Annotated in this window: 18 protein-coding genes, 1 other RNA gene and 1 pseudogene; 14 read left to right on the forward strand and 6 right to left on the reverse strand. The window is 73.5% G+C overall.

Going from position 1 to position 17,455, the window contains the following annotated elements; all coding sequences use genetic code 11:
• The first annotated feature begins 76 nt into the window (after positions 1-76).
• Positions 77-523 carry a GNAT family N-acetyltransferase gene (locus HDG69_RS18310; protein WP_171785253.1) on the forward strand — a complete coding sequence of 149 codons (447 nt, stop codon included), beginning with the start codon at positions 77-79 and terminating at the stop codon, positions 521-523.
• On the opposite strand, the gene HDG69_RS18315 is transcribed toward HDG69_RS18310, so the two are convergent.
• On the reverse strand, positions 513-1,742 hold the full coding sequence (locus HDG69_RS18315; protein ID WP_171785254.1) for a DUF418 domain-containing protein: 1,230 nt from the start codon (positions 1,740-1,742) through the stop codon (positions 513-515). The genes HDG69_RS18310 and HDG69_RS18315 overlap by 11 nt on opposite strands.
• Positions 1,739-2,446 (reverse strand): NAD(P)-dependent oxidoreductase, encoded by a 708-nt coding sequence (locus tag HDG69_RS18320; protein WP_216645882.1) that lies wholly within the window; start codon positions 2,444-2,446, stop codon positions 1,739-1,741. The genes HDG69_RS18315 and HDG69_RS18320 overlap by 4 nt, the downstream gene beginning before the upstream one ends.
• A gap of 81 nt (positions 2,447-2,527) precedes the next feature.
• On the opposite strand from HDG69_RS18320, the gene HDG69_RS18325 reads away from it, so the two are divergent.
• From HDG69_RS18325 to HDG69_RS18360, 8 genes are all read left to right on the forward strand, one after another.
• Complete coding sequence (locus HDG69_RS18325; protein ID WP_171785255.1) at positions 2,528-3,193, forward strand: TetR/AcrR family transcriptional regulator C-terminal domain-containing protein; 666 nt, start codon at positions 2,528-2,530, stop codon at positions 3,191-3,193.
• A 92-nt stretch (positions 3,194-3,285) separates the two neighbouring features.
• Entirely contained in the window at positions 3,286-4,122 is an 837-nt protein-coding gene (locus HDG69_RS18330; protein WP_343036517.1) for an ABC transporter ATP-binding protein, read from the forward strand.
• A gap of 28 nt (positions 4,123-4,150) precedes the next feature.
• A complete protein-coding gene (locus HDG69_RS18335) occupies positions 4,151-5,155 on the forward strand; it encodes an ABC transporter substrate-binding protein (RefSeq protein WP_171785256.1) in 1,005 nt (334 codons plus the stop codon).
• A 2-nt stretch (positions 5,156-5,157) separates the two neighbouring features.
• Positions 5,158-7,278, forward strand: a complete 2,121-nt coding sequence (locus tag HDG69_RS18340) for an iron ABC transporter permease (protein WP_171785257.1) — start codon at positions 5,158-5,160, stop codon at positions 7,276-7,278.
• A 184-nt stretch (positions 7,279-7,462) separates the two neighbouring features.
• Entirely contained in the window at positions 7,463-9,163 is a 1,701-nt protein-coding gene (locus HDG69_RS18345) for a bifunctional 3'-5' exonuclease/DNA polymerase (protein ID WP_425484059.1), read from the forward strand.
• 19 nt (positions 9,164-9,182) lie between these two features.
• Complete coding sequence (locus HDG69_RS18350) at positions 9,183-10,049, forward strand: Nif3-like dinuclear metal center hexameric protein (RefSeq protein WP_171785259.1); 867 nt, start codon at positions 9,183-9,185, stop codon at positions 10,047-10,049.
• A 35-nt stretch (positions 10,050-10,084) separates the two neighbouring features.
• The gene (locus HDG69_RS18355; protein ID WP_171785260.1) at positions 10,085-10,819 is read left to right on the forward strand and encodes a zinc ribbon domain-containing protein; all 735 of its coding nucleotides are present in this window, start codon (positions 10,085-10,087) and stop codon (positions 10,817-10,819) included.
• Entirely contained in the window at positions 10,819-11,502 is a 684-nt protein-coding gene (locus HDG69_RS18360; RefSeq protein ID WP_171785261.1) for a histidine phosphatase family protein, read from the forward strand. Before HDG69_RS18355 ends, HDG69_RS18360 begins: the two co-directional genes overlap by 1 nt.
• Before the next feature lie 12 nt (positions 11,503-11,514).
• On the opposite strand, the gene HDG69_RS18365 is transcribed toward HDG69_RS18360, so the two are convergent.
• Complete coding sequence (locus tag HDG69_RS18365) at positions 11,515-12,348, reverse strand: peroxide stress protein YaaA (RefSeq protein WP_171785262.1); 834 nt, start codon at positions 12,346-12,348, stop codon at positions 11,515-11,517.
• A 53-nt stretch (positions 12,349-12,401) separates the two neighbouring features.
• Between HDG69_RS18365 and HDG69_RS18370 the strand changes: the two genes are divergently transcribed.
• Together HDG69_RS18370 and rnpB are read left to right on the forward strand one after the other, a co-directional pair.
• Positions 12,402-12,785 carry a tautomerase family protein gene (locus tag HDG69_RS18370; protein WP_171785263.1) on the forward strand — a complete coding sequence of 128 codons (384 nt, stop codon included), beginning with the start codon at positions 12,402-12,404 and terminating at the stop codon, positions 12,783-12,785.
• Between the two features lie 24 nt (positions 12,786-12,809).
• Positions 12,810-13,214, forward strand: an RNA gene (rnpB, locus tag HDG69_RS18375) — RNase P RNA component class A.
• 116 nt (positions 13,215-13,330) lie between these two features.
• Here rnpB and HDG69_RS18380 read toward each other — a convergent pair.
• A pseudogene (locus HDG69_RS18380) lies at positions 13,331-14,296 on the reverse strand (DUF1990 domain-containing protein); the annotation flags it as partial.
• A 54-nt stretch (positions 14,297-14,350) separates the two neighbouring features.
• Between HDG69_RS18380 and HDG69_RS18385 the strand changes: the two are divergent.
• Together HDG69_RS18385 and HDG69_RS18390 are read left to right on the forward strand one after the other, a co-directional pair.
• Positions 14,351-14,938 carry a GNAT family N-acetyltransferase gene (locus tag HDG69_RS18385; protein ID WP_171785264.1) on the forward strand — a complete coding sequence of 196 codons (588 nt, stop codon included), beginning with the start codon at positions 14,351-14,353 and terminating at the stop codon, positions 14,936-14,938.
• Positions 14,939-15,141: 203 nt separating this feature from the next.
• On the forward strand, positions 15,142-15,465 hold the full coding sequence (locus tag HDG69_RS18390; protein WP_171785265.1) for an STAS domain-containing protein: 324 nt from the start codon (positions 15,142-15,144) through the stop codon (positions 15,463-15,465).
• 66 nt (positions 15,466-15,531) lie between these two features.
• Here the strand turns inward: HDG69_RS18390 and ppgK are convergent, their stop codons facing one another.
• Positions 15,532-16,296, reverse strand: a complete 765-nt coding sequence (gene ppgK / locus HDG69_RS18395; RefSeq protein WP_171785266.1) for a polyphosphate--glucose phosphotransferase — start codon at positions 16,294-16,296, stop codon at positions 15,532-15,534.
• 28 nt (positions 16,297-16,324) lie between these two features.
• Here ppgK and HDG69_RS18400 point away from each other — a divergent pair, with 28 nt between their 5' ends.
• Positions 16,325-16,528: an SPOR domain-containing protein gene (locus tag HDG69_RS18400; RefSeq protein ID WP_171785267.1), complete on the forward strand. Its 204-nt coding sequence runs from the start codon at positions 16,325-16,327 to the stop codon at positions 16,526-16,528.
• A 10-nt stretch (positions 16,529-16,538) separates the two neighbouring features.
• Here HDG69_RS18400 and panB read toward each other — a convergent pair whose 3' ends face one another.
• Positions 16,539-17,441 (reverse strand): 3-methyl-2-oxobutanoate hydroxymethyltransferase, encoded by a 903-nt coding sequence (gene panB, locus HDG69_RS18405; protein ID WP_171785268.1) that lies wholly within the window; start codon positions 17,439-17,441, stop codon positions 16,539-16,541.
• Between the last annotated feature and the right edge of the window lie 14 nt (positions 17,442-17,455).

Genomic DNA, 17,455 nt, shown 5'->3' on the forward strand with positions numbered 1-17,455 from the left:
GTCATCAGCCATCACAGGATAGGCGGTGGGGGCCCGCGGTGCGGCAGGTGTCGGAGTCGAGAGCTACTTTCGCCCCATGGACCTCCGTATCGAAGCGCTGACGCCGGAAAACCTCGAGGCCGTCCTGGCCCTGCCTCCGCAGTCGGGAGATGACGAGCCGGTCGCGCCCACGGCGTGGTCGGTCGCCGAGGCCTACGTGCAGCCGACGGCGTGGCCCCGAGCGATCACCGCGGACGGCGCCGTGGTCGGATTCGTCATGGCCAACTGGAGCCCTGACGAGTCGGAACCGGCCTTTCGCGCGGGCATCTGGCGGATGAACGTCGCCGCGGACGCACGCCGCCGGGGGATCGGCAGGTTCGCCGTCGAGCAGGTGGCTGCTGAGGCCCGTCGGCGGGGCGTGGACAGGATCACGGTGCTGTGGGACGCGGACCACCCCCGGAGCCCGGAGGGTTTCTACCTCCGGTGCGGCTTCCGGCCGGTCGGCGAGCTGTTCGGCCAGCGTCTCGGAGAGCTCAGGGTGTGAGGCGACCGACCGGCGTCGCGGAGGTCTCCGCGCCCCGGGAGGAGAGCGCCCGCAGCGCCCGCTCGGCCGGTCCCCGACGCCCGCCCCGTGCGAGACCGACGGCGACGGCGAGCGTGACCAGCCATGTCGCCACCGCGAGGAGCGCGGCCTGCCACTGGTCGAGCACGCCCCCGAGTCCGAGGCCCCAGGCGCACAGCAGCGGCGCGAAGATCACCGACTGCAGCAGGTAGCTCGTCAAGGATCGCTGGCCGACGGCGGTCAGGGCCGCGGTGAACCCGCGCGGAGCAGTCCCGGACGGCACGCGCAGAGCGAACAGTGCGAACAGTGCCGCGTAGCCCAGTGCCGCGCCGAGGCCGGTGGCCAGGTGCAGCACCACGGGCGCCCACTCGGGTGCTTCCCACGTGCCCAGGTGGACCAGCAGCGACGGCACGGCACCGGCCCAGCCGACGGCGATGCCGACGACGGCGGTCAGCGCCAGCGCCCGGCGGTGCGCGGCGGGCTCCTCGAGGATCCGCACCCGTGCGCAGGCGATGCCGAGCAGCACGGCCACGGGCACGACCAGGCCGAAGATGCCCTGGGTGACGGTCAAGGGCAGCCAGAACAGCAGGCGCGGCAGGATCGAGGCGAGGTAGGGCGTGGTGCCGGCGAGGTCCGGGTTCGCGCTGCCGGGGACCTCGGCGAGCTCCGGGGGGACCACGGCGCCCAGCGCGAGCGTGCCCAGAGCGGCGAGGAGCAGGACACCGGTGAGCGTCGCGGCCCAGATCAGCAGGGTGCGCGTCGTGCGTCGCAGGAAGAGCCAGACCACGACGAGTCCTACGAGTCCGTAGGCGCCGAGCACGTCACCGAACCAGAGCAGGGCGGCGTGGACCGCACCGAAGGCGATCATCCATCCGTGCCGGCGTTGCAGCCTCCGTCGCGCCGTGCGTTCGTCGACGCCGGCAGAACGTTGGCGGGCGAACGACTGCCAGATGCCGTAGCCGAAGAGGAAGGCGAAGAGCGGGTAGCTGCGGCCGTCGACCGCGACGATCGCCACGGACTGCCAGACGGCGTCGAGCGTCGTGGAGGGCTCGCGGTGCGCGCTGGTCAGGGAGGTCTCGGTCCCGTAGAGGAACCAGGGGACGTTGGCCAGTGCGATGAGCAGCAGCATGAGGCCGCGGGCGAGGTCGGGTGCGACGGCTCGCGTCCCGGGCGTGCTGCGGACGGGGGTGGGGGCGGTCATCGTGCTCCTTCAGGGTCCTGGTGGTGGGCGAGGGCGCTGGCCGAGAGGCGTCCCACGATGGCAGGCGCCTCGTGGACCAGACGGTCGTCGAGCGCCTCGATCATGAACAGCGCGAAGTCGACGCGGCGGGTGAGGTTGCTCGCGAGCACCGGGTCGCCGACGTGCCGGCTCCAGACGGGCAGCCCCTGGCTCGGTCCCTCCTCGAGGTCGCTGCCGCGTACCACCGTCCAGCGGCGCTCGCTGGCGAAGATGCGTCGGCACGCCTCGACCTGGTCGTCGATCTCGACGGCGCGCACGGCCTTCGCCAACCAGGTCATCAGGCGCACCGTGGCCAGGAAGCGCCGGGAGTAGCTGTCCTGGCCGTCTCGCGTGATGTGCCAGCCGCACGAGAAGATCAGCCGGGCGTCGGGAGCGGCGTGGTCGAGCACGGCCTGCGCGGTGCCGGAGGCGTACTGCTGGACCCCCCACGGGGCGAGGACCGTCAGCACGCCGTCGCAGCCTGCGGCGGCTCGGCGGATCACGTCGGGATCGTTCGTGGGGCCGGGGACGATGGTGATCCGGTCGGCGAACCGGTCGAGCTTCGGCACGCTGCGCTCGCGGCAGACACCCACCACCTCCCAGCCCCGGTCGAGGGCGTGCTGGACCAGGTACTGGCCGAGCTTGCCCGATGCCCCCACGATGCAGACCTTCGTCGTCATGCTCATGCGTGCTCCCTCGTCCGGCCGGTGGCTTACGTTGTAAGTACAGTAGGCTTACTGTGTAAGTAGAGTCAAGGGGGCGAGCGTGTGAGCAGCGGGACGACCGGCGAGGCGGGGCGCAGGGCGCCGCTCGATCGCGCGCGGGTGGTCGAGACGGCGGTGGCGCTGGCCGATGCGAAGGGCATCGGCGGTGTCACGATGCGCGCCGTCGCCGGCGGGCTGGGTGTCGAGGCGATGTCCTTGTACAACCATGTCCGCAACCGGGACGACCTGCTCGACGGCATGGTCGACACGGTCTTTGCCGAGATCGAGCTCCCGCCGGCGGACAGCGCCTGGCGCGAGGCGATGCGCCGTCGTGCCGACTCGGCTCGGAGGGTGCTCCGTCGCCACCCCTGGGCCGTCGCGCTGCTCGACTCCCGCAGTCCCGGGGCGGCGACCCTGCGTCACCACGAGGCGGTCCTCGGGGTGCTGCGGACCGGCGGGTTCTCGGTCGAAGCCGCGGTGCGGGCGTTCTTCGTCGTGGACAGCTACGTCTACGGCGCCGTGCTGCAGGAGGTGGGCCTGCCGTTCGGCGGCCAGGAAGGGCTCGAGCAGGTCGTCGACGACGTCGCGGACCGGCTGGACGTCGCGAGCCATCCCCGCCTGGTCGAGGTCGCGACCGGGTACGCCAGCCAGCAGGGCTACGACTTCGTCGAGGCGTTCGATGCCGGGCTCACGCTGATCCTCGGCGCGCTGCACCCGGACGAGGGCTGAGCGGGGGCCACCAGGTCCCGCTATCCGAGACGATTTCCTCCACCCGCAGGCGTCATGGTTAGGTAAGGCTAACCAACTGCACGGAGGTACGGGTGAGCGCCCCGAACGAGCCAGGACCCTGGCTGCACGCCGCAGACGTGTCCATCACGTACGGCGGCGACGACGTCGTCCGCGAGGCCGAGATCGTCCTGAGCCCCGGGCGTGTGACAGCACTGGTCGGGCCGAACGGTTCGGGCAAGTCCACCCTGCTGCGCGGGATCGCCCGGCTGCAGCGGCTCCGGACCGGCACGGTGACACTGCGCGACGGACGCCCTGCCGGGGACCTGGACGCCCGCTCGTTCGCCCGCGAGGTCGCGATGCTCTCCCAGAGCCGCCCGACGCCGGTCGGGGTCACCGTGCGCGACGCCGTCGAGTTCGGTCGCCACCCGCACCGCTCGCGGTGGCGTGGGCACGACCCGCAGGGAGCCGAGCGCGTCGAGCATGCCCTGCGGCTGACGCGGCTGACCGACCGCGCCTCCGACATGATCGACGAGCTCTCCGGCGGGCAGCTCCAGCGGGTGTGGATCGCCAGCGCGCTGGCCCAGGACACGGATGTCCTGCTCCTCGACGAGCCCACGAACCACCTCGACCTGCGGTACCAGGTGGAGGTGCTCGAGCTGGTCCGCGAGCTGGCGGACGACCACGGCATCGCCGTCGGCGCCGTGCTGCACGACCTGAACCAGGCCGCTGCGCTCGCCGACCGGGTGGTCGTGCTGAGCCGCGGTCGCGTCGTCGCGGACGGTCCGCCCGCTCGGGCGATGCGCAGCGAGCTTCTCAGCGAGGTCTTCGAGATCGACGTCGTCGTCGACCACGGGACCGAGGACGACGTGCCCCGAGTGCACGTACCGCGGCAGCTGCTGCGACGACGGGCCGCGACGGCGAACGCCTGACCGGTCCCGACCAGGAGGAGAAGGACGAATGAGAACTGCACGTGCACTGGTGGCCGCGTTGACGGTGGGCCTGACGCTCACCGCCTGCGGGACCACCGACGACCCCGCCGGCACCGCGCCCGGGACGGACACCGAGACATCCGCCGCGACCGGACCCGTCACGGTGACCGACGCCCGCGGCGAGGAGGTCGTGCTGCCCGACGGCCCGGCCGAGCGTGTGGTCGCCCTGGAGTGGAACCAGGCCGAGATGGTGACGACCCTCGGTGTCGACCTGATCGGCATGTCCGACCCTGCGGGCTACGAGAGCTGGGTGGGAGCGGGCGCACCTCTGCGGACCGACCCCGAGGACGTCGGCGTGCGTCGGGAACCCAGCATCGAGGCCGTCGCAGACCTCGAACCCGACCTGATCATCGGCGCCTCGGGCTCCGTGCCCGACGAGGCGATGGAGCAGATGGAGCGGATCGCCCCCGTGGTCGTCATGGGCAGCGCCGACGTGTCCGACCCGCTCGGCACGGTGCGTGACGAGCTCGCCACCGTCGCGACCCTCCTGGGCAAGGAGGCCGAGGCGGAGGCGTTGCTGGACGACCTCGACGAGACCCTCGCCGCCAACGCCGCGAAGATCGAGGAGGCGGGCCTCGCCGGCACGCCCGTGGTGCTCACCTCGCCGTACGCCGAGGGTGCCAACCTCTCGATCCGCATGCACGGCCCGCGCACGGCCGTGCATGCGGTCGCCGACGAGATGGGTCTGACGGCCGCGTGGGAGGACCCGGGCGACGACGCGTTCGGGCTGTCGTACACGGACCTGGAAGGGCTGACGGGTCTGCCTGACGACACCCGCTTCCTCTACTGGGGCAACGACGGGGACGAGGAGGACGTCGTCGAGGCCGAGATGGCCGGCAACCCGCTGTGGGAGGACCTCGCGTTCGTCGCGGACGGTGAGGTGCACCGCGCCGCGGTCGGCATCTGGGCGTACGGCGGCCCGGCCTCGATGATCGCGTGGAGCGACGACCTCGTGCAGATCCTGGGGGCCTGAGCATGAGCCACGACGGCGCCACCACCACGCTCGAACGTCCCGTCGCCGGACCGGTCGGCGTGCCGACCCCACCCGACAAGGTCGGGGGCGGGCGCTGGAAGGCGCCGGCCGCCGTCGGGCTGATCGTGGCGTGGCTGGTGGTCGCCGTCGTGGTGCACCTGACCCAGGGGACGGCCGGACTGACCGTCCCCGAGCTCTGGCAGGTCGTCACCGGCTCGGGGACGGACCAGGGCGCGCTCGTCGTCGCACAGTCCCGCGTCCCGCGCCTGCTCGCCGCCCTGGTGGTCGGGGCGGCGCTGGGCGCCGCGGGGGCGGCCATGCAAGGGGTCGCCCGCAACCCGCTCGCCTCCCCGGACACCACCGCGGTGAACGCCGGCGCCTACCTGGCACTGACGGTCGTGGCGGTGGCCGGGGTGCCGCTCGGCATCCTGTCCGGGGCCGCGGTGGCGTTCGTGGGCGGCCTGCTCGCCGCGGCCACCGTGATCGCGATCTCCTCCGGGTCGAGCGTCTCGGCCATCCGGCTGGTCCTCGCCGGGTCGGCCCTGACCCTCGGCATCTCCGCGATCACCTCCGTGCTGCTGCTGCTCTTCCCGTGGGAGACCCAGGGCATGTTCGCCTGGGGCGCCGGGTCCCTCGCCCAGAACGGCGCGCAGACCGTCACGATGCTGGCGCCCGTGGTGGTGGTCGGCCTGCTGGTCCTCGTGCTGCTGGGCCGGCGGCTCGACCTGCTCCAGCTCGGCGACGACGCCGCCCGCTCGCTCGGAGTCTCCGTCGGACGCACCCGGCTCGGGCTCGTCGCCGTCTCGGTGCTGCTGGCGACGACGGCGGTCAGCGCGGCCGGGCCGATCGGCTTCGTCGGCCTCTGCGCACCCGTGCTGGTGCGCATGCTGGCCCGCGCCGTGCCTGCGCTGCGCCGGCACCGGGTGCTCGTCCCCGTCAGCGCGCTCGCGGGGGTCGCCCTGGTGCTGTCCGCCGACGTGTTCGTCCGCGCGGTGTTCGGTGCGGTCTCGGGCGTCACCCTGCCGACGGGTGTGATCACCTCGATCATCGGTGCGGTGTTCCTGGTCGTGCTCGCGCAGCGCATGCGCAGCGGCCTCACGGGTGACGCGCTCGCCTCGTTGCGCGGCGGGGTGCGGAGCCGCCGGGCGGCGCGCGTCGTGCTGGTCGTCGCCGCGGTCTCGCTCGTCGGCGCGGTGGTCGCCGGCGTCCTGCTCGGGGACCGCACCGTGCTGCTCGGCGACGTCACCAACTGGCTCCGGGGCCTGGCCTCGGTGCGCGTCGAGATCATCCTGGAGACGCGGGTGCCCCGGGTGCTGGCGGCGCTGCTCGCCGGGATGGCGCTCGCCCTGGCCGGCGCGCTCGTGCAGGCCGTGACGCGCAACCCCCTGGCCGACCCTGGCATCCTCGGGATCTCGGCGTCGGCGGGTCTGGGCGCGGTCGTGACGATCGTGACGTTCTCCACCGTCTCCTTCGCCCAGACGCTCGCCGGTGCCCTCGTCGGGGCCACGGTGGCGACGTTGGCGATCTTCGCCCTGGGCGCCCGGGGCAGTGCCGACCAGGGTCGGATGGTGCTGGTCGGCGTCGGGGTGGGTGCGGCGGCGAGCGCCCTGACCACGCTGCTCCTGGTGCGTACCGACCCGTGGAACCAGAACGCTGCGATCACCTGGCTCGGCGGTTCGACCTACGGGGCGATGCTCCCTCACCTGGTGCCGCTGCTGGTGGTCCTGCTGGTGGCGGGCGTCGTGCTGGTGCCGCTGCACCGCGACCTCGACCTGCTCCAGTGGGACGAGACGACGCCGCGGGTCCTGGGGGTCCGGGTGCCGCAGGTGCGCCGCGTCGTCGTGGCGCTGGCCGTGCTGCTGACCGCCGCCGCGACAGCGTGCGTGGGCGTGATCGCGTTCGTCGGCCTCGTGGCGCCGCACGCCGCCCGCCTGCTCGTGGGCAAGCGCCACGCCGCGATGCTGCCCCTGGCGGTGTTGCTGGGCGGGCTCCTCGTGGTGTGTGCGGACGTGGTCGGGCGGACGGTGATCGCCCCGGCTCAGATCCCGGCGGGCCTGGTGTCCGCGGTGATCGGCACGCCGTACTTCGTCTGGTTGCTGTGGCGGATGCGGGCCCGCGCCTGACGCCGCCGCAGCAGGCGGGTCTCGTGTCGGTGCCTGCGGGCAGGATGGGCGGGTGCACCTCGTCCTGGCCGCCCAGCCCGCAGACGCCGCCGTCACGGGCCCCGACCCGGGAAGCGGCAGCGGACCGGTCTGTGCCGTGCGGGTCCTCGACGAGCGCGCGCGGCAGGGACCGACGCCCGCCGAGGTGGTCACCCGCGACGGGCTCGCGACGCTCGTGCACGAGGCCGAGAGTTCGACGAGCCCGCCGCGGTGGACGTGGGACGACACCAACCGCTGGTACCCGGCGCTCCTGACGGCGGGGGAGCGGGTCGAGCGCTGCCGTGACCTGCGGCTCGCCCACCGCATCCTGCGCGTCTCGAGCCTCGCGGCGACCTCGGACCTGGCCACGTCCTCGCCGAGCGGCTGGGACGCCCTGGAGCACTCGCCGGTCGGGGGAGCCGCCGTGGTGGGCGTGCTGCGCGCTCCCCAGGAGGAGTCGCTGTTCGACCTCGCCGCGGCCCCGCGCGCCGAACGCGAACGGGCCCGCGAGAAAGGGGTGCCGCCGTCGGGCGCAGGTGCCGACGCCGGCCTGGACCCCGTGGCCGAGCTGGCCGTCCAGGAGGCCGCCGTCACCGGGTCCACCGCACCGGGCCGGCTGCGCCTGCTGCTCGCCGCCGAGTCCGCCGGGGCGCTCGCCGCGGCCGAGATGCACCACGCCGGGCTGCCGTGGCGCACCGACGTCCACGACGCGGTCCTCACCGAGACGCTCGGACCGCGTCCGGCGCCCGGCCGCCGCCCCGAGCGGCTCGAGGCGCTCGCGGTCCGCATCCGGGCCGCCCTCGACGCCCCGGACAGCCTCAACCCCGACTCCCACCCGGACCTGCTGCGCGCCATGGAGTACGCGGGGGTGGGCGCGCGGAGCCTGCGGAAGTGGGAGCTGGAGAGGATCGACCACCCCGTGGTGGAACCGCTGCTGGAGTACAAGAGCCTGTACCGCCTCTACACGGCCAACGGGTGGTCCTGGCTGGACCAGTGGGTCCGCGACGGGAGGTTCCGCACCGACTACGTCGTCGGCGGCGTGGTGACAGGCCGATGGTCTGCCAGCGGCGGTGGGGCGCTGCAGCTGCCCCGCGGGGTGCGCCGTGCCGTCCAGGCCGATCCGGGGTGGGTGCTCGTCGTCGCCGACGCCGCCCAGCTCGAGCCGCGGGTGCTCGCCGGTCTCGCCGCCGACGAGACCATGGCCGCGGCGGGCGCGGGCGGGGACATGTACGCGGGGATCGTCGCCACCGGGGCGGTGGAGACGCGGGAGCACGCGAAGGTCGGGATGCTCGGCGCGATGTACGGCGGGACGACCGGCGTCAGCGGGCAGGTGCTGCCCCGGCTGTCCCGGGCCTTCCCGCGGGCGATGGGGCTCGTGGAGGACGCCGCCCGGACCGGCGAGCGGGGCGGCTCCGTGACGACCTGGCTCGGGCGCACCTCGCCGCCACCAGGCCAGGCGTGGGACGCGGCGCAGTCCGGGGCGCTCGGCGACGGCGCCCCGGCCGACGCCGCGAGCCTGGCCCGCTCCTCGGCCCGCGCCTGGGGGCGCTTCACGCGCAACTTCGTGGTGCAGGGCACGGCGGCGGAGTGGGCGCTGTGCTGGATCGCCGCGATCCGCCGACGCCTGTGGCGCCTGCCGACCGCCGCACAGCCGAACCACGGGCCCGCCCCGTTCGCGGACCGGGCGCACCTGGTGTTCTTCGTGCACGACGAGGTCGTGGTGCACGCGCCGGCGGCGCTCGCGGAGGACGTCGCCCGTGAGGTCCGCGAGGCGGCCGAGGAGGCCGGGCGGCTGCTCTTCGGGGACTTCCCCGTGTCGTTCCCGCTCACCGTCGCCACGGTCGACTCGTACGCCGACGCCAAGTGACGTCGGTATCGTCGGGCGCATGAGCGCACCCACGCTGGCCGACGTCGTCACGGTCCTGGAGGACCTCTACCCGCCGTCGACGGCCGAGGGCTGGGACGCCGTGGGACTGGTGGCCGGGGACCCGCAGCGCGAGGTGCGCAAGGTGCTGTTCGCCGTCGACCCCGTGGCCGACGTCGTGGACGAGGCGGTCGAGTGGGGTGCCGACCTGCTGGTGACGCACCACCCGCTGTTCCTCAAGCCGGTCACGTCCGTGGCCGCCACCACCTTCAAGGGAGCCGTGGTGCACCGTCTCCTGGCGGCCGGGTGCGCGCTGCACGTGGCGCACACCAACGCCGACTCCGCGCCTCGCGGGGTCGCCGACGCCCTGGCGGACCTCGTCGGCATCACCGACCGGAGTCCCCTGGTGGCGCGCGTCGACGACGCCGACCGAGGGATCGGGCGTGTCGGCCCTCTCGAACGGCCGACGACGCTGCGCGAGTTCGCCCACCGGGTCGCCGACGTGCTGCCCGCCACAGCGCAGGGGGTCCGGGTGGCCGGCGACCTCGACGCCGAGATCACCACCGCGGCGGTCGTCGGCGGGTCGGGGGACTCGCTGTTCGACGCCGTCCGGGCCGCCGCCGTCGACGTCTACGTCACCGCCGACCTGCGGCACCACCCGGCCTCCGAGCTGCGGGAGCGGGCCGCCTTCGAGGAAGGCGGGGGCGCGACGTCGGACGGCGGCCGACCGTTCCTCGTGGACGTCGCCCACTTCGCCTCCGAGTGGCCCTGGCTGGCCTACGCCGCCGCCGACCTCGAGGAGCGACTGGGAGACGGTACGGTGACCACCAGAGTCAGCACCCTGGTGACGGACCCCTGGACGACCCGGGTCGCGAGCACGGGTCGCTGACCGTCATCTGAAGAGCTGCACGAGAGGACCCACCCATGGCTACCGCACCCGTCGAGGACCAGCGTCGCCTGCTCGAGGTCCAGGCCCTCGACACCAGGCTCCAGCAGCTCGCGCACCAGCGCAGGAACCACCCCACGCTGGCGACGCTGGCCGAGCTCGACGAGCGCATGCGGGACCTGCACGGCTCCCTGGTCGACTCGCGGACCGCCGTCGCGGATCTCGAGCGTGAGGTCACCAAGGCCGAGCGGGACGTGGAGCAGGTCCGCCAGCGCGCGACCCGCGACCAGCAGAAGCTCGACTCCGGGGCGCTCGGCGCCAAGGACGCGACCGCCGTGCTGAGCGAGCTCGAGTCGCTGGCCCGGCGACAGAACGTGCTGGAGGACGCCGAGCTGGAACTCATGGAGCGCCTCGAGGCGCACCAGGAGGCGCTGTCGAAGGTCGAGGCCGCGCACGGTGAGCTCGTCGCCGCCCAGGAGAAGGTGACGGCGGAGCGTGACGCGGCGTTCGCCGAGATCGACGGCGCCGCCCGGCAGGTCACGACCGCGCGGGAGTCCGCGGCCGCAGGCCTCGACGCCGCCCTGGTGACTCTCTACGACCGGTTGCGCTCGCAGCTCGGCACGGGTGCGGCCGCGCTCAACGGCAACCGCTGCGAGGGGTGCCGTCTCGAGCTGAACCCCGGTGACCTCGCCGCGGCCAAGAACGCCGCGCCCGAGCAGGTCGTCCGTTGCGAGGAGTGCGGCCGGATCCTCGTGCGGGTCACCGCTGCGTGATGCACAGGCCTGCCCCGGGCGCGCTGGCCCGGTACGACGGCGCGGTCCCGGCGACCGTGGTCCTGGTGCGCCACGGCGTGACGCCGCTGACCGAGGTCGGGGCGCTCTCCGGCGGGGACGTGCCCGGTCCGTCGCTCACGACGGCCGGTCAGAGGCAGGCGGCCCAGGCCGCTGACGCCGTGTTCCGCATCGGCAAGGACCTGTGGCCGGACGTGGCCCGGCCGGACGCACTCGTCGCTTCCCCCACCGTGCGCACCCAGGAGACCGCCACGGCGGTCGGACGACGGATCGGTGCCCGGGTGCGGACCGACGAGCGCTTCGCCGAGATCCGCTTCGGCGAGTGGGAGGGCCTCGTCCCCGAGCAGGTCCAGGAGCGATGGCCCGGCGACCTGCTGCGCTGGGTGACCGAGGGGACCTTCGCCCCGCCCGGCGGGGAGTCGTACGCCGACCTCGCGACCCGGGTGCAACCTGCCCTCGACGACGTCGTGGCGGGCGCCGAGGGCAGCACCTCCGTCGTCGTGGCGCATGCCGCGGTGATCCGGGCCCTGGTGGGACTGGCGCTCGACGCCCCGCCGAGCTCCTGGGGTCGCGTGCGCATCCCGCCGTGCTCCCTGTCGGTGCTGAGGTTCTGGCCCGACGGAGGCCGCGAGGTCTCTGCCGTCGGGTACCCGGCCGCCGACTGAACCGGGTCGCCGTCAGGCGATGACGAGCTCCAGCACGCGCGGTCCGCTGCGAGCGGGCGCCTCACCGAGCGTCGCCTCGATCATGCGGTAGCTCAGGCCGGTACCGACCTCGGTGCCGATCACCTCGCCGTCGAGCTCGCGGGCGGTCGCGAGGAGCCCTTCCGCCGACGACGGCGCCTCGCCCGCACGGCGCAGGAGGTGGCCCGTGAGCACGCCTCGGGTGTGCTTGGCGTTGTGCGAGACGACGGTGCGCCTCCCTTCGGCCTCCCGCACGACGCGGACGGTGACCCACTCGGCGGCGTGGGGCCCCGTCGTCGCGGGCTTCCAGGCGGCGAGGTAGGCGGCCGAGCGGCAGTCGACGACGACGTCCCCGGCGGCGCGCTCGTCCAGCGCCGCCGTCAGGTGAGGCCGCCAGGCCGTGGCGAGCTTGCCGACGGCGGGCAGGTCGACCCCCATGGACAACCGGTAGGCCGGGATCCGGTCCGTCGGCCTGACGACGCCCCACAGGGCGGAGAAGATGCGGACCGTGTCGCGGGCGAGGTCCGCCGCCGGGCCGGTCAGATCGGTCAGGCCCGCCGCGGCGTAGAGCACGCCGGTGTAGACGTCGCCCGCGGGCGCGGCCGGCGCGCTGCGCAGGCCGGCGTTGCGGGAGACCTCGTCGGCCAGCGTCGCGCCCACCTTGAGGACGTCGGTGGCGTCCTGCCTCGCGCTGACGGTCGCCAGGGCGTCCAGGGCGGCCTCCCGCTGCGCGGTGAGCCCCGGGGCGGTGAGGCTCGACAGGTCGACCGGGGCGCCGTCGTCGGGGGCGGGCGTCTTGCCCTCGGAGGGCGGCAGGCAGATCAGCACCCGGACACCCTAGGGGAGCGAGCCCGAGAACCGTGCGTCCGTAGGGTGTCCCCATGGCGCAGGTGAAGATCTACGGGAACCGGCCGGTGTGGGGCGAGCGGCGCGCGGAGGTGTCCGAGGCCGTGCACGCCGCGGTGGTCGGGGCGTGGCAGCTCCCCGCGGACAAGCGGTTCCACCGCTTCGTGCTGCTCGAGGACGGCGACCTGGTCGCCCCGCGCTCCGACGCGTACCTCGTCATCGAGATCCTGTGCTTCTCCGGGCGTTCCATCGACGCGAAGAAGGCCCTGGTCCGGGCGATGTACGACGACGTCGCACCTGCGCTGGGGCTGGCCGCCGACGACCTGGAGGTGGTGATCATGGAGAGCCCCCGCGAGAACTGGGGAATCCGCGGGCACTCCGGTGACGAGCTGGGGCTGACCTACCGGGTGGACGTCTGACGGCAGGTATCCTTGCGGGGCGGACGAGTCGGTCGGACGGTCGCGTCGTCGTTGCTCCTCGGGGTGGCGACGCCGAGGAACGTCCGGGCTCCGAAGGGCAAGGTGGTGGCTAACAGCCACCCGGGGTGACCCGCGGGACAGTGCCACAGAAAGCAGACCGCCTGCACGCCTCGGCGAGCAGGTAAGGGTGAAACGGTGGTGTAAGAGACCACCAGCGCGGCCGGTGACGGTCGCGGCTCGGTAAACCCCACCTGGAGCAAGGTCAGACAGGCTGTGTCTGAGGGCGGCCCGCCCGATTCTCTGACGAGAAGCGCAGCCGGGTAGACCGCTGGAGCCCTGCGGCAACGCAGGGCCTAGATGGATGACCGTCGCCCGTGTCGGGGAGACCCGGCGCGGGAACAGAACCCGGCGTACAGACCGGCTCGTCCGCCTCGCACGGTCTGTACCGCGGCTCGATGCCGCTGGGGGTGGCCCAGTCCGCAGAGCGTCCGCAGTGTCTGCCGGGGGCTCGGCTCCTGGCCGTCGCGACGCAGTGCGCGGAGGTAGCGGCGCCGGTAGACGCGCTGTGCGACCAGGATCAGCGGGAACAGCGCCCGCCAAGCGCCCTGCCCGGCGCGCGTCAGTGAACGCAGTGTCAGGGTCACGGTCCCGTCGGTGTCGCGCTCGACGATGAACGCCTCCTCGCCGGCGACGGGGTGGCCCTCGAGCGTGCCGTAGGCGAGTGCGACCCGTCGGTCGGTGCTGATCGTCCCGACGACCTCGACAGGCTCGCGCACCCGAAGCGGACCGACACGTGCGACGAGCCAGGAGCGCTCCCCGCGGTGTGCGGGGTGTCCGGGTGCGAGCCGCGGATCGACGGTGAACCCGCTGCGGGTCTTGACCTCCCACGAGAGGACGGCCGCCGAGGCGGACTGCCAGAGGTTCTCGCCGGTGCCCAGCCGGACCGTGCGTTCGTGTGCGCGCCAGCCGCCGGGTGGCCGCCACTTCACGCTGCCGGGCGCCGTGCCGCCGACGACGTCGTAGCTGAGCTCGCGTCGGCGCAGTCGGTGTTCCGCGAGCGTCACGAGATCTCCGGCGTCTCCGCCGGCTCGCCCGATGGTGGACCTCACCGCGTGCTCCTCGGCCGGGGTGAGCGCGAAGGCGGTGCTGGTGCCGGTGTCGTCCGCGTTCCAGATGGGCGCCCCTCGGGTGCTGAGTCCCGTGCACGCGATGCTGAACGGCGCGAGCGCGAGGGCGATGTCGAGGTCCTCCTGGAGGCCGGGGTCCAGGGCGAGGGAGGTGCTGGCGCGGCGCTTCGCCGTGAGGCGCCGCTCGGCCAGCCGGACGGCCTCGCGGACGTCCGTCGGCCACGCCTCGTCCGAGAGGACGTCGACCTCGATGCTGGCCAGACGGCTCCGCGCTGCCACCAGCGCGCCCCTGATCGCCGCTTCGGTGGTCGCACGGTCGGCGCCGTCACCCACGCAGAACCAGCGTGCGCCGGTGTCGTCCGTCGTCGGTTGCACGCGGCACATCCTGCCGCACTGCCCGGGACGGCGGCGCCGCCTCGGCGGCTATACCGTCCTGTCATGGGAGTGCTCACCGTCCGCCCGGCCGACGAGGTGCCGTTCGACGACGTCCAGACGGTGCTCGGCCGGTCGGCCGCGGGCCAGTGCCAGTGCCAGCGTCAGGTGCTCGGCGACGGCCTCTGGTGGCACATGCCCGTGGAGGAGCGCAGGATGCGGCTCGCGGACCAGGTCGGCGGGGACGGTCCCGCACCCGGCGGGATCGTCGCGTTCGACGACGACGAGCCGGTCGGGTGGGTCGCCGTCGGGCCGCGCCCGACGTACCGCCGGTACTACGGCCGCAGCCCGGTGGTGTGGTCGGGCCGCGACGAGGACCGCGAGGACGACTCCGTGTGGGCCGTGGCCTGCTTCGTGGTCCGCGCGGGGTCCCGGGGTCAGGGGCTGACCTACGAGCTCGCGCAGGCGGCCGTCGACCTGTCGCGGTCGCGGGGTGCCACGGCGCTGGAGGGCTACCCGATCGTCGCGCGGGACGGGGGAGAGGTCGTCTGGGACGAGGCGAGCGTCGGTACGCCCCAGGTGTTCGCCGCAGCGGGCCTGGAGACGATCAGTGCGCCCACGCCACGGCGCCGGGTCATGCGGATCGACTTCTGAGTCCCGGGCCTGGAGGGTGCTCAGGGCGCCTCGATCCCGGGCCGGCAAGTGAAGATTTGGTCAAGTCTGTCTCACCGGGTCTTCTCCGCCGGGGAGTCCTGGTGTAAGTTGGCGCCATCGCGACAACGTGGTCGCGTGTCCTGATCGCCGGTGCCGCACCGTGGCACGCAGGGGGCGTTGACTCCAGGGACGAAGGTGTGACAGTGGCTCTCACCAGTGAGGTACGGGTCGGCGGGATCGCTCTGACCGAGCACCCGTCGGTGAGCGTTGTGACGATGTGGGGCGAGATCGACATCGCCCTGCGCAACCAGGCCTCGGCAGCACTTGCCGGGGCGTTCCAGCGAGACCTGCCCATCGTCGTGGACACGTCCGCCGTGACGTTCATCGACTCGGCGGGCATCGCCTTCCTCGTCCAGATCTGCCGCATCGGGCAGGACGAGGGTCTCAAGGTCTCGCTGCACGATCCTCCCGCCGCCATCCGTCAGACGCTGCGCACGCTCGAGCTCGACTCGCTCGTCGCACGCTGACCGACCGGTGCCGACCACGCGATCGCGTGGTCGGCACCGCCATGTCCGGACCGTCGGGCGGACCGGTCAGTGCGGCCTCGCCGCCAGCGACGCCGCACCGACGATGCCGGCTCGGTTGCGCAGGTTCGCGGGGATGATGTCGGCCCGCAGGTCGAGCAGCGGCAGGAACTTCTCGTGGTGCTTGCTGACCCCGCCGCCGACGACGATCAGGTCGGGGGAGAGCAGCATCTCCACCGTCTCGAAGTAGCGCTGGAGCCTCTTCGCCCACTTCTCCCAGCTCAGGTCCTCGCGGTCCCGGGCCGAGTCGGCGGCCTTGTGCTCGGCGTCGTGCCCGTCGATCTCCAGATGTCCCAGCTCGGTGTTGGGCACGAGCGCGCCGTCGACCAGCAGCGCCGACCCGATTCCGGTGCCGAGGGTCGCCACGAGCACCACGCCCTCGCGCCCCTGCGCCGCCCCGTACCGCTGCTCGCCGACGCCGGCCGCGTCGGCGTCGTTGACCGCCACGGCCTCGTGACCGGTCGCCTCACGCACGAGCGCAGGCAGGTCCACGCCCTTCCACGACTTGTGCAGGTTCGCGATGAAGCGGACGACGCCGTGGTCCAGCGGGGCGGGGAAGGCGACGCCGACCGGGGCGTCGTCGGGCAGGTCGAAGCCGTCGACGAGCTCACCGAGGATCTCTCCCACGGCCTCCGGTGTCGACTTCTCGGGCGTGCGGATCCGTTGCCGCTCGGCGGTGAACTCCCCGGTCGACAGGTCGACCGGGGCGCCCTTGATCCCGGACCCGCCGACGTCGATGCCGAACGCCACCCGGTGCTCTCGTTGCTCAGCCATGGGCACCATCTTGGTGCAGGATCGAGTCATGAGCGAGAACAGCCCACGTCAGGTGACGTACTGGTACAACACCAGGACCGGCGAGGTCGAGGAGTCGGACCGCAAGTCGTCCTGGAAACACCGCATGGGGCCCTACCCCACCCGGGAGGAGGCCGCGCGCGCCCTCGACACCGCGTCGAGCCGCAACGAGGACTGGGAGGAGGAAGACGCCGACTGGCGCGACCAGGGGTGAGGGGCGACCGTCACTGCCCGAACGAGTGCTCCGCCGCGGGGAAGGCGCCCGAGCGCACCTCGTCGGCGAAGTCCGCTGCCGCCTGCTGCAGCGCACGCCCCAGCTCTGCGTAGCGACGGGCGAACCGTGGTGACCAGTCCGTCATCCCGGCCATGTCGGTCCACACCAGCACCTGGCCGTCGACGTGCGTGCCGGCGCCGATCCCGATCGTGGGGATCTGCAGGAACTCGGTGATCCTCTCCGCGACCTCCACCGGGACCATCTCCAGCACGACGGCCACCGCCCCGGCCTCCTGGACGGCCAGGGCGTCCTGGCTCAGCTCCTCGGCGCCGTCGTCCCCGCGGCCCTGCACCCGGGGACCGCCCAGGGAGTTCTCCGCCTGCGGCGTGTAACCGAGGTGACCGACCACCGGGATACCGGCGTCGGTGATCGCGCGGATCTGAGCCGCCGTCCGCCGTCCGCCCTCGAGCTTGACCGCGGACGCGCCGGTCTCCTTCATCACCCGGACGGCCGAGGCGAGAGCCTGTTCCGGCCCGGACTCGTAGGTGCCGAAGGGCAGGTCGACGACGACGAAGGCGCGCCGCGTCGCCGAGGCGACCGCGCGTCCCGCGCGGACCATGTCGTCCAGCGTGACCGGCAGCGTGGTGGCGTGCCCCAGCATCGTGTTGCCGATCGAGTCGCCCACCAGGAGCGTGTCGATGCCTGCGGCGTCGAACAGGGCCGCGGTGGGCGCGTCGTAGGCGGTGAGCATCGTGATCCGCTCGCCCCGCTCCTTGGCCTGCCGCAGGTGGTGGACCCGTACGCGCCGCGCGCCACCGGCGATGCCGGCGGCCGCGTCACCGTCAGGGGTGACCGACCTCACACCGGCTCCGGAAGGGCTCTGGGGGGAAGGGTCCTGGCTCGTGGTTGCCATGGTCGATAGCGTAG

It is taken from the genome of Isoptericola halotolerans (assembly GCF_013149785.1).
Lineage (GTDB): Bacteria > Actinomycetota > Actinomycetes > Actinomycetales > Cellulomonadaceae > Isoptericola > Isoptericola halotolerans.

What these genes read in the sequence shown, in the direction of transcription:
- HDG69_RS18340 (WP_171785257.1), top strand. Translation starts at nt 5,158, where the DNA reads ATGAGCCACGACGGCGCCACCACCACGCTCGAACGTCCCGTCGCCGGA.
- HDG69_RS18385 (WP_171785264.1), top strand. Translation starts at nt 14,351, where the DNA reads ATGGGAGTGCTCACCGTCCGCCCGGCCGACGAGGTGCCGTTCGACGAC.
- HDG69_RS18315 (WP_171785254.1), bottom strand. Translation starts at nt 1,742, where the DNA reads ATGACCGCCCCCACCCCCGTCCGCAGCACGCCCGGGACGCGAGCCGTC.
- HDG69_RS18320 (WP_216645882.1), bottom strand. Translation starts at nt 2,446, where the DNA reads ATGAGCATGACGACGAAGGTCTGCATCGTGGGGGCATCGGGCAAGCTC.
- HDG69_RS18350 (WP_171785259.1), top strand. Translation starts at nt 9,183, where the DNA reads ATGAGCGCACCCACGCTGGCCGACGTCGTCACGGTCCTGGAGGACCTC.
- HDG69_RS18360 (WP_171785261.1), top strand. Translation starts at nt 10,819, where the DNA reads ATGCACAGGCCTGCCCCGGGCGCGCTGGCCCGGTACGACGGCGCGGTC.
- panB (WP_171785268.1), bottom strand. Translation starts at nt 17,441, where the DNA reads ATGGCAACCACGAGCCAGGACCCTTCCCCCCAGAGCCCTTCCGGAGCC.
- HDG69_RS18400 (WP_171785267.1), top strand. Translation starts at nt 16,325, where the DNA reads ATGAGCGAGAACAGCCCACGTCAGGTGACGTACTGGTACAACACCAGG.
- HDG69_RS18370 (WP_171785263.1), top strand. Translation starts at nt 12,402, where the DNA reads ATGGCGCAGGTGAAGATCTACGGGAACCGGCCGGTGTGGGGCGAGCGG.
- HDG69_RS18335 (WP_171785256.1), top strand. Translation starts at nt 4,151, where the DNA reads ATGAGAACTGCACGTGCACTGGTGGCCGCGTTGACGGTGGGCCTGACG.
- HDG69_RS18310 (WP_171785253.1), top strand. Translation starts at nt 77, where the DNA reads ATGGACCTCCGTATCGAAGCGCTGACGCCGGAAAACCTCGAGGCCGTC.
- ppgK (WP_171785266.1), bottom strand. Translation starts at nt 16,296, where the DNA reads ATGGCTGAGCAACGAGAGCACCGGGTGGCGTTCGGCATCGACGTCGGC.
- HDG69_RS18355 (WP_171785260.1), top strand. Translation starts at nt 10,085, where the DNA reads ATGGCTACCGCACCCGTCGAGGACCAGCGTCGCCTGCTCGAGGTCCAG.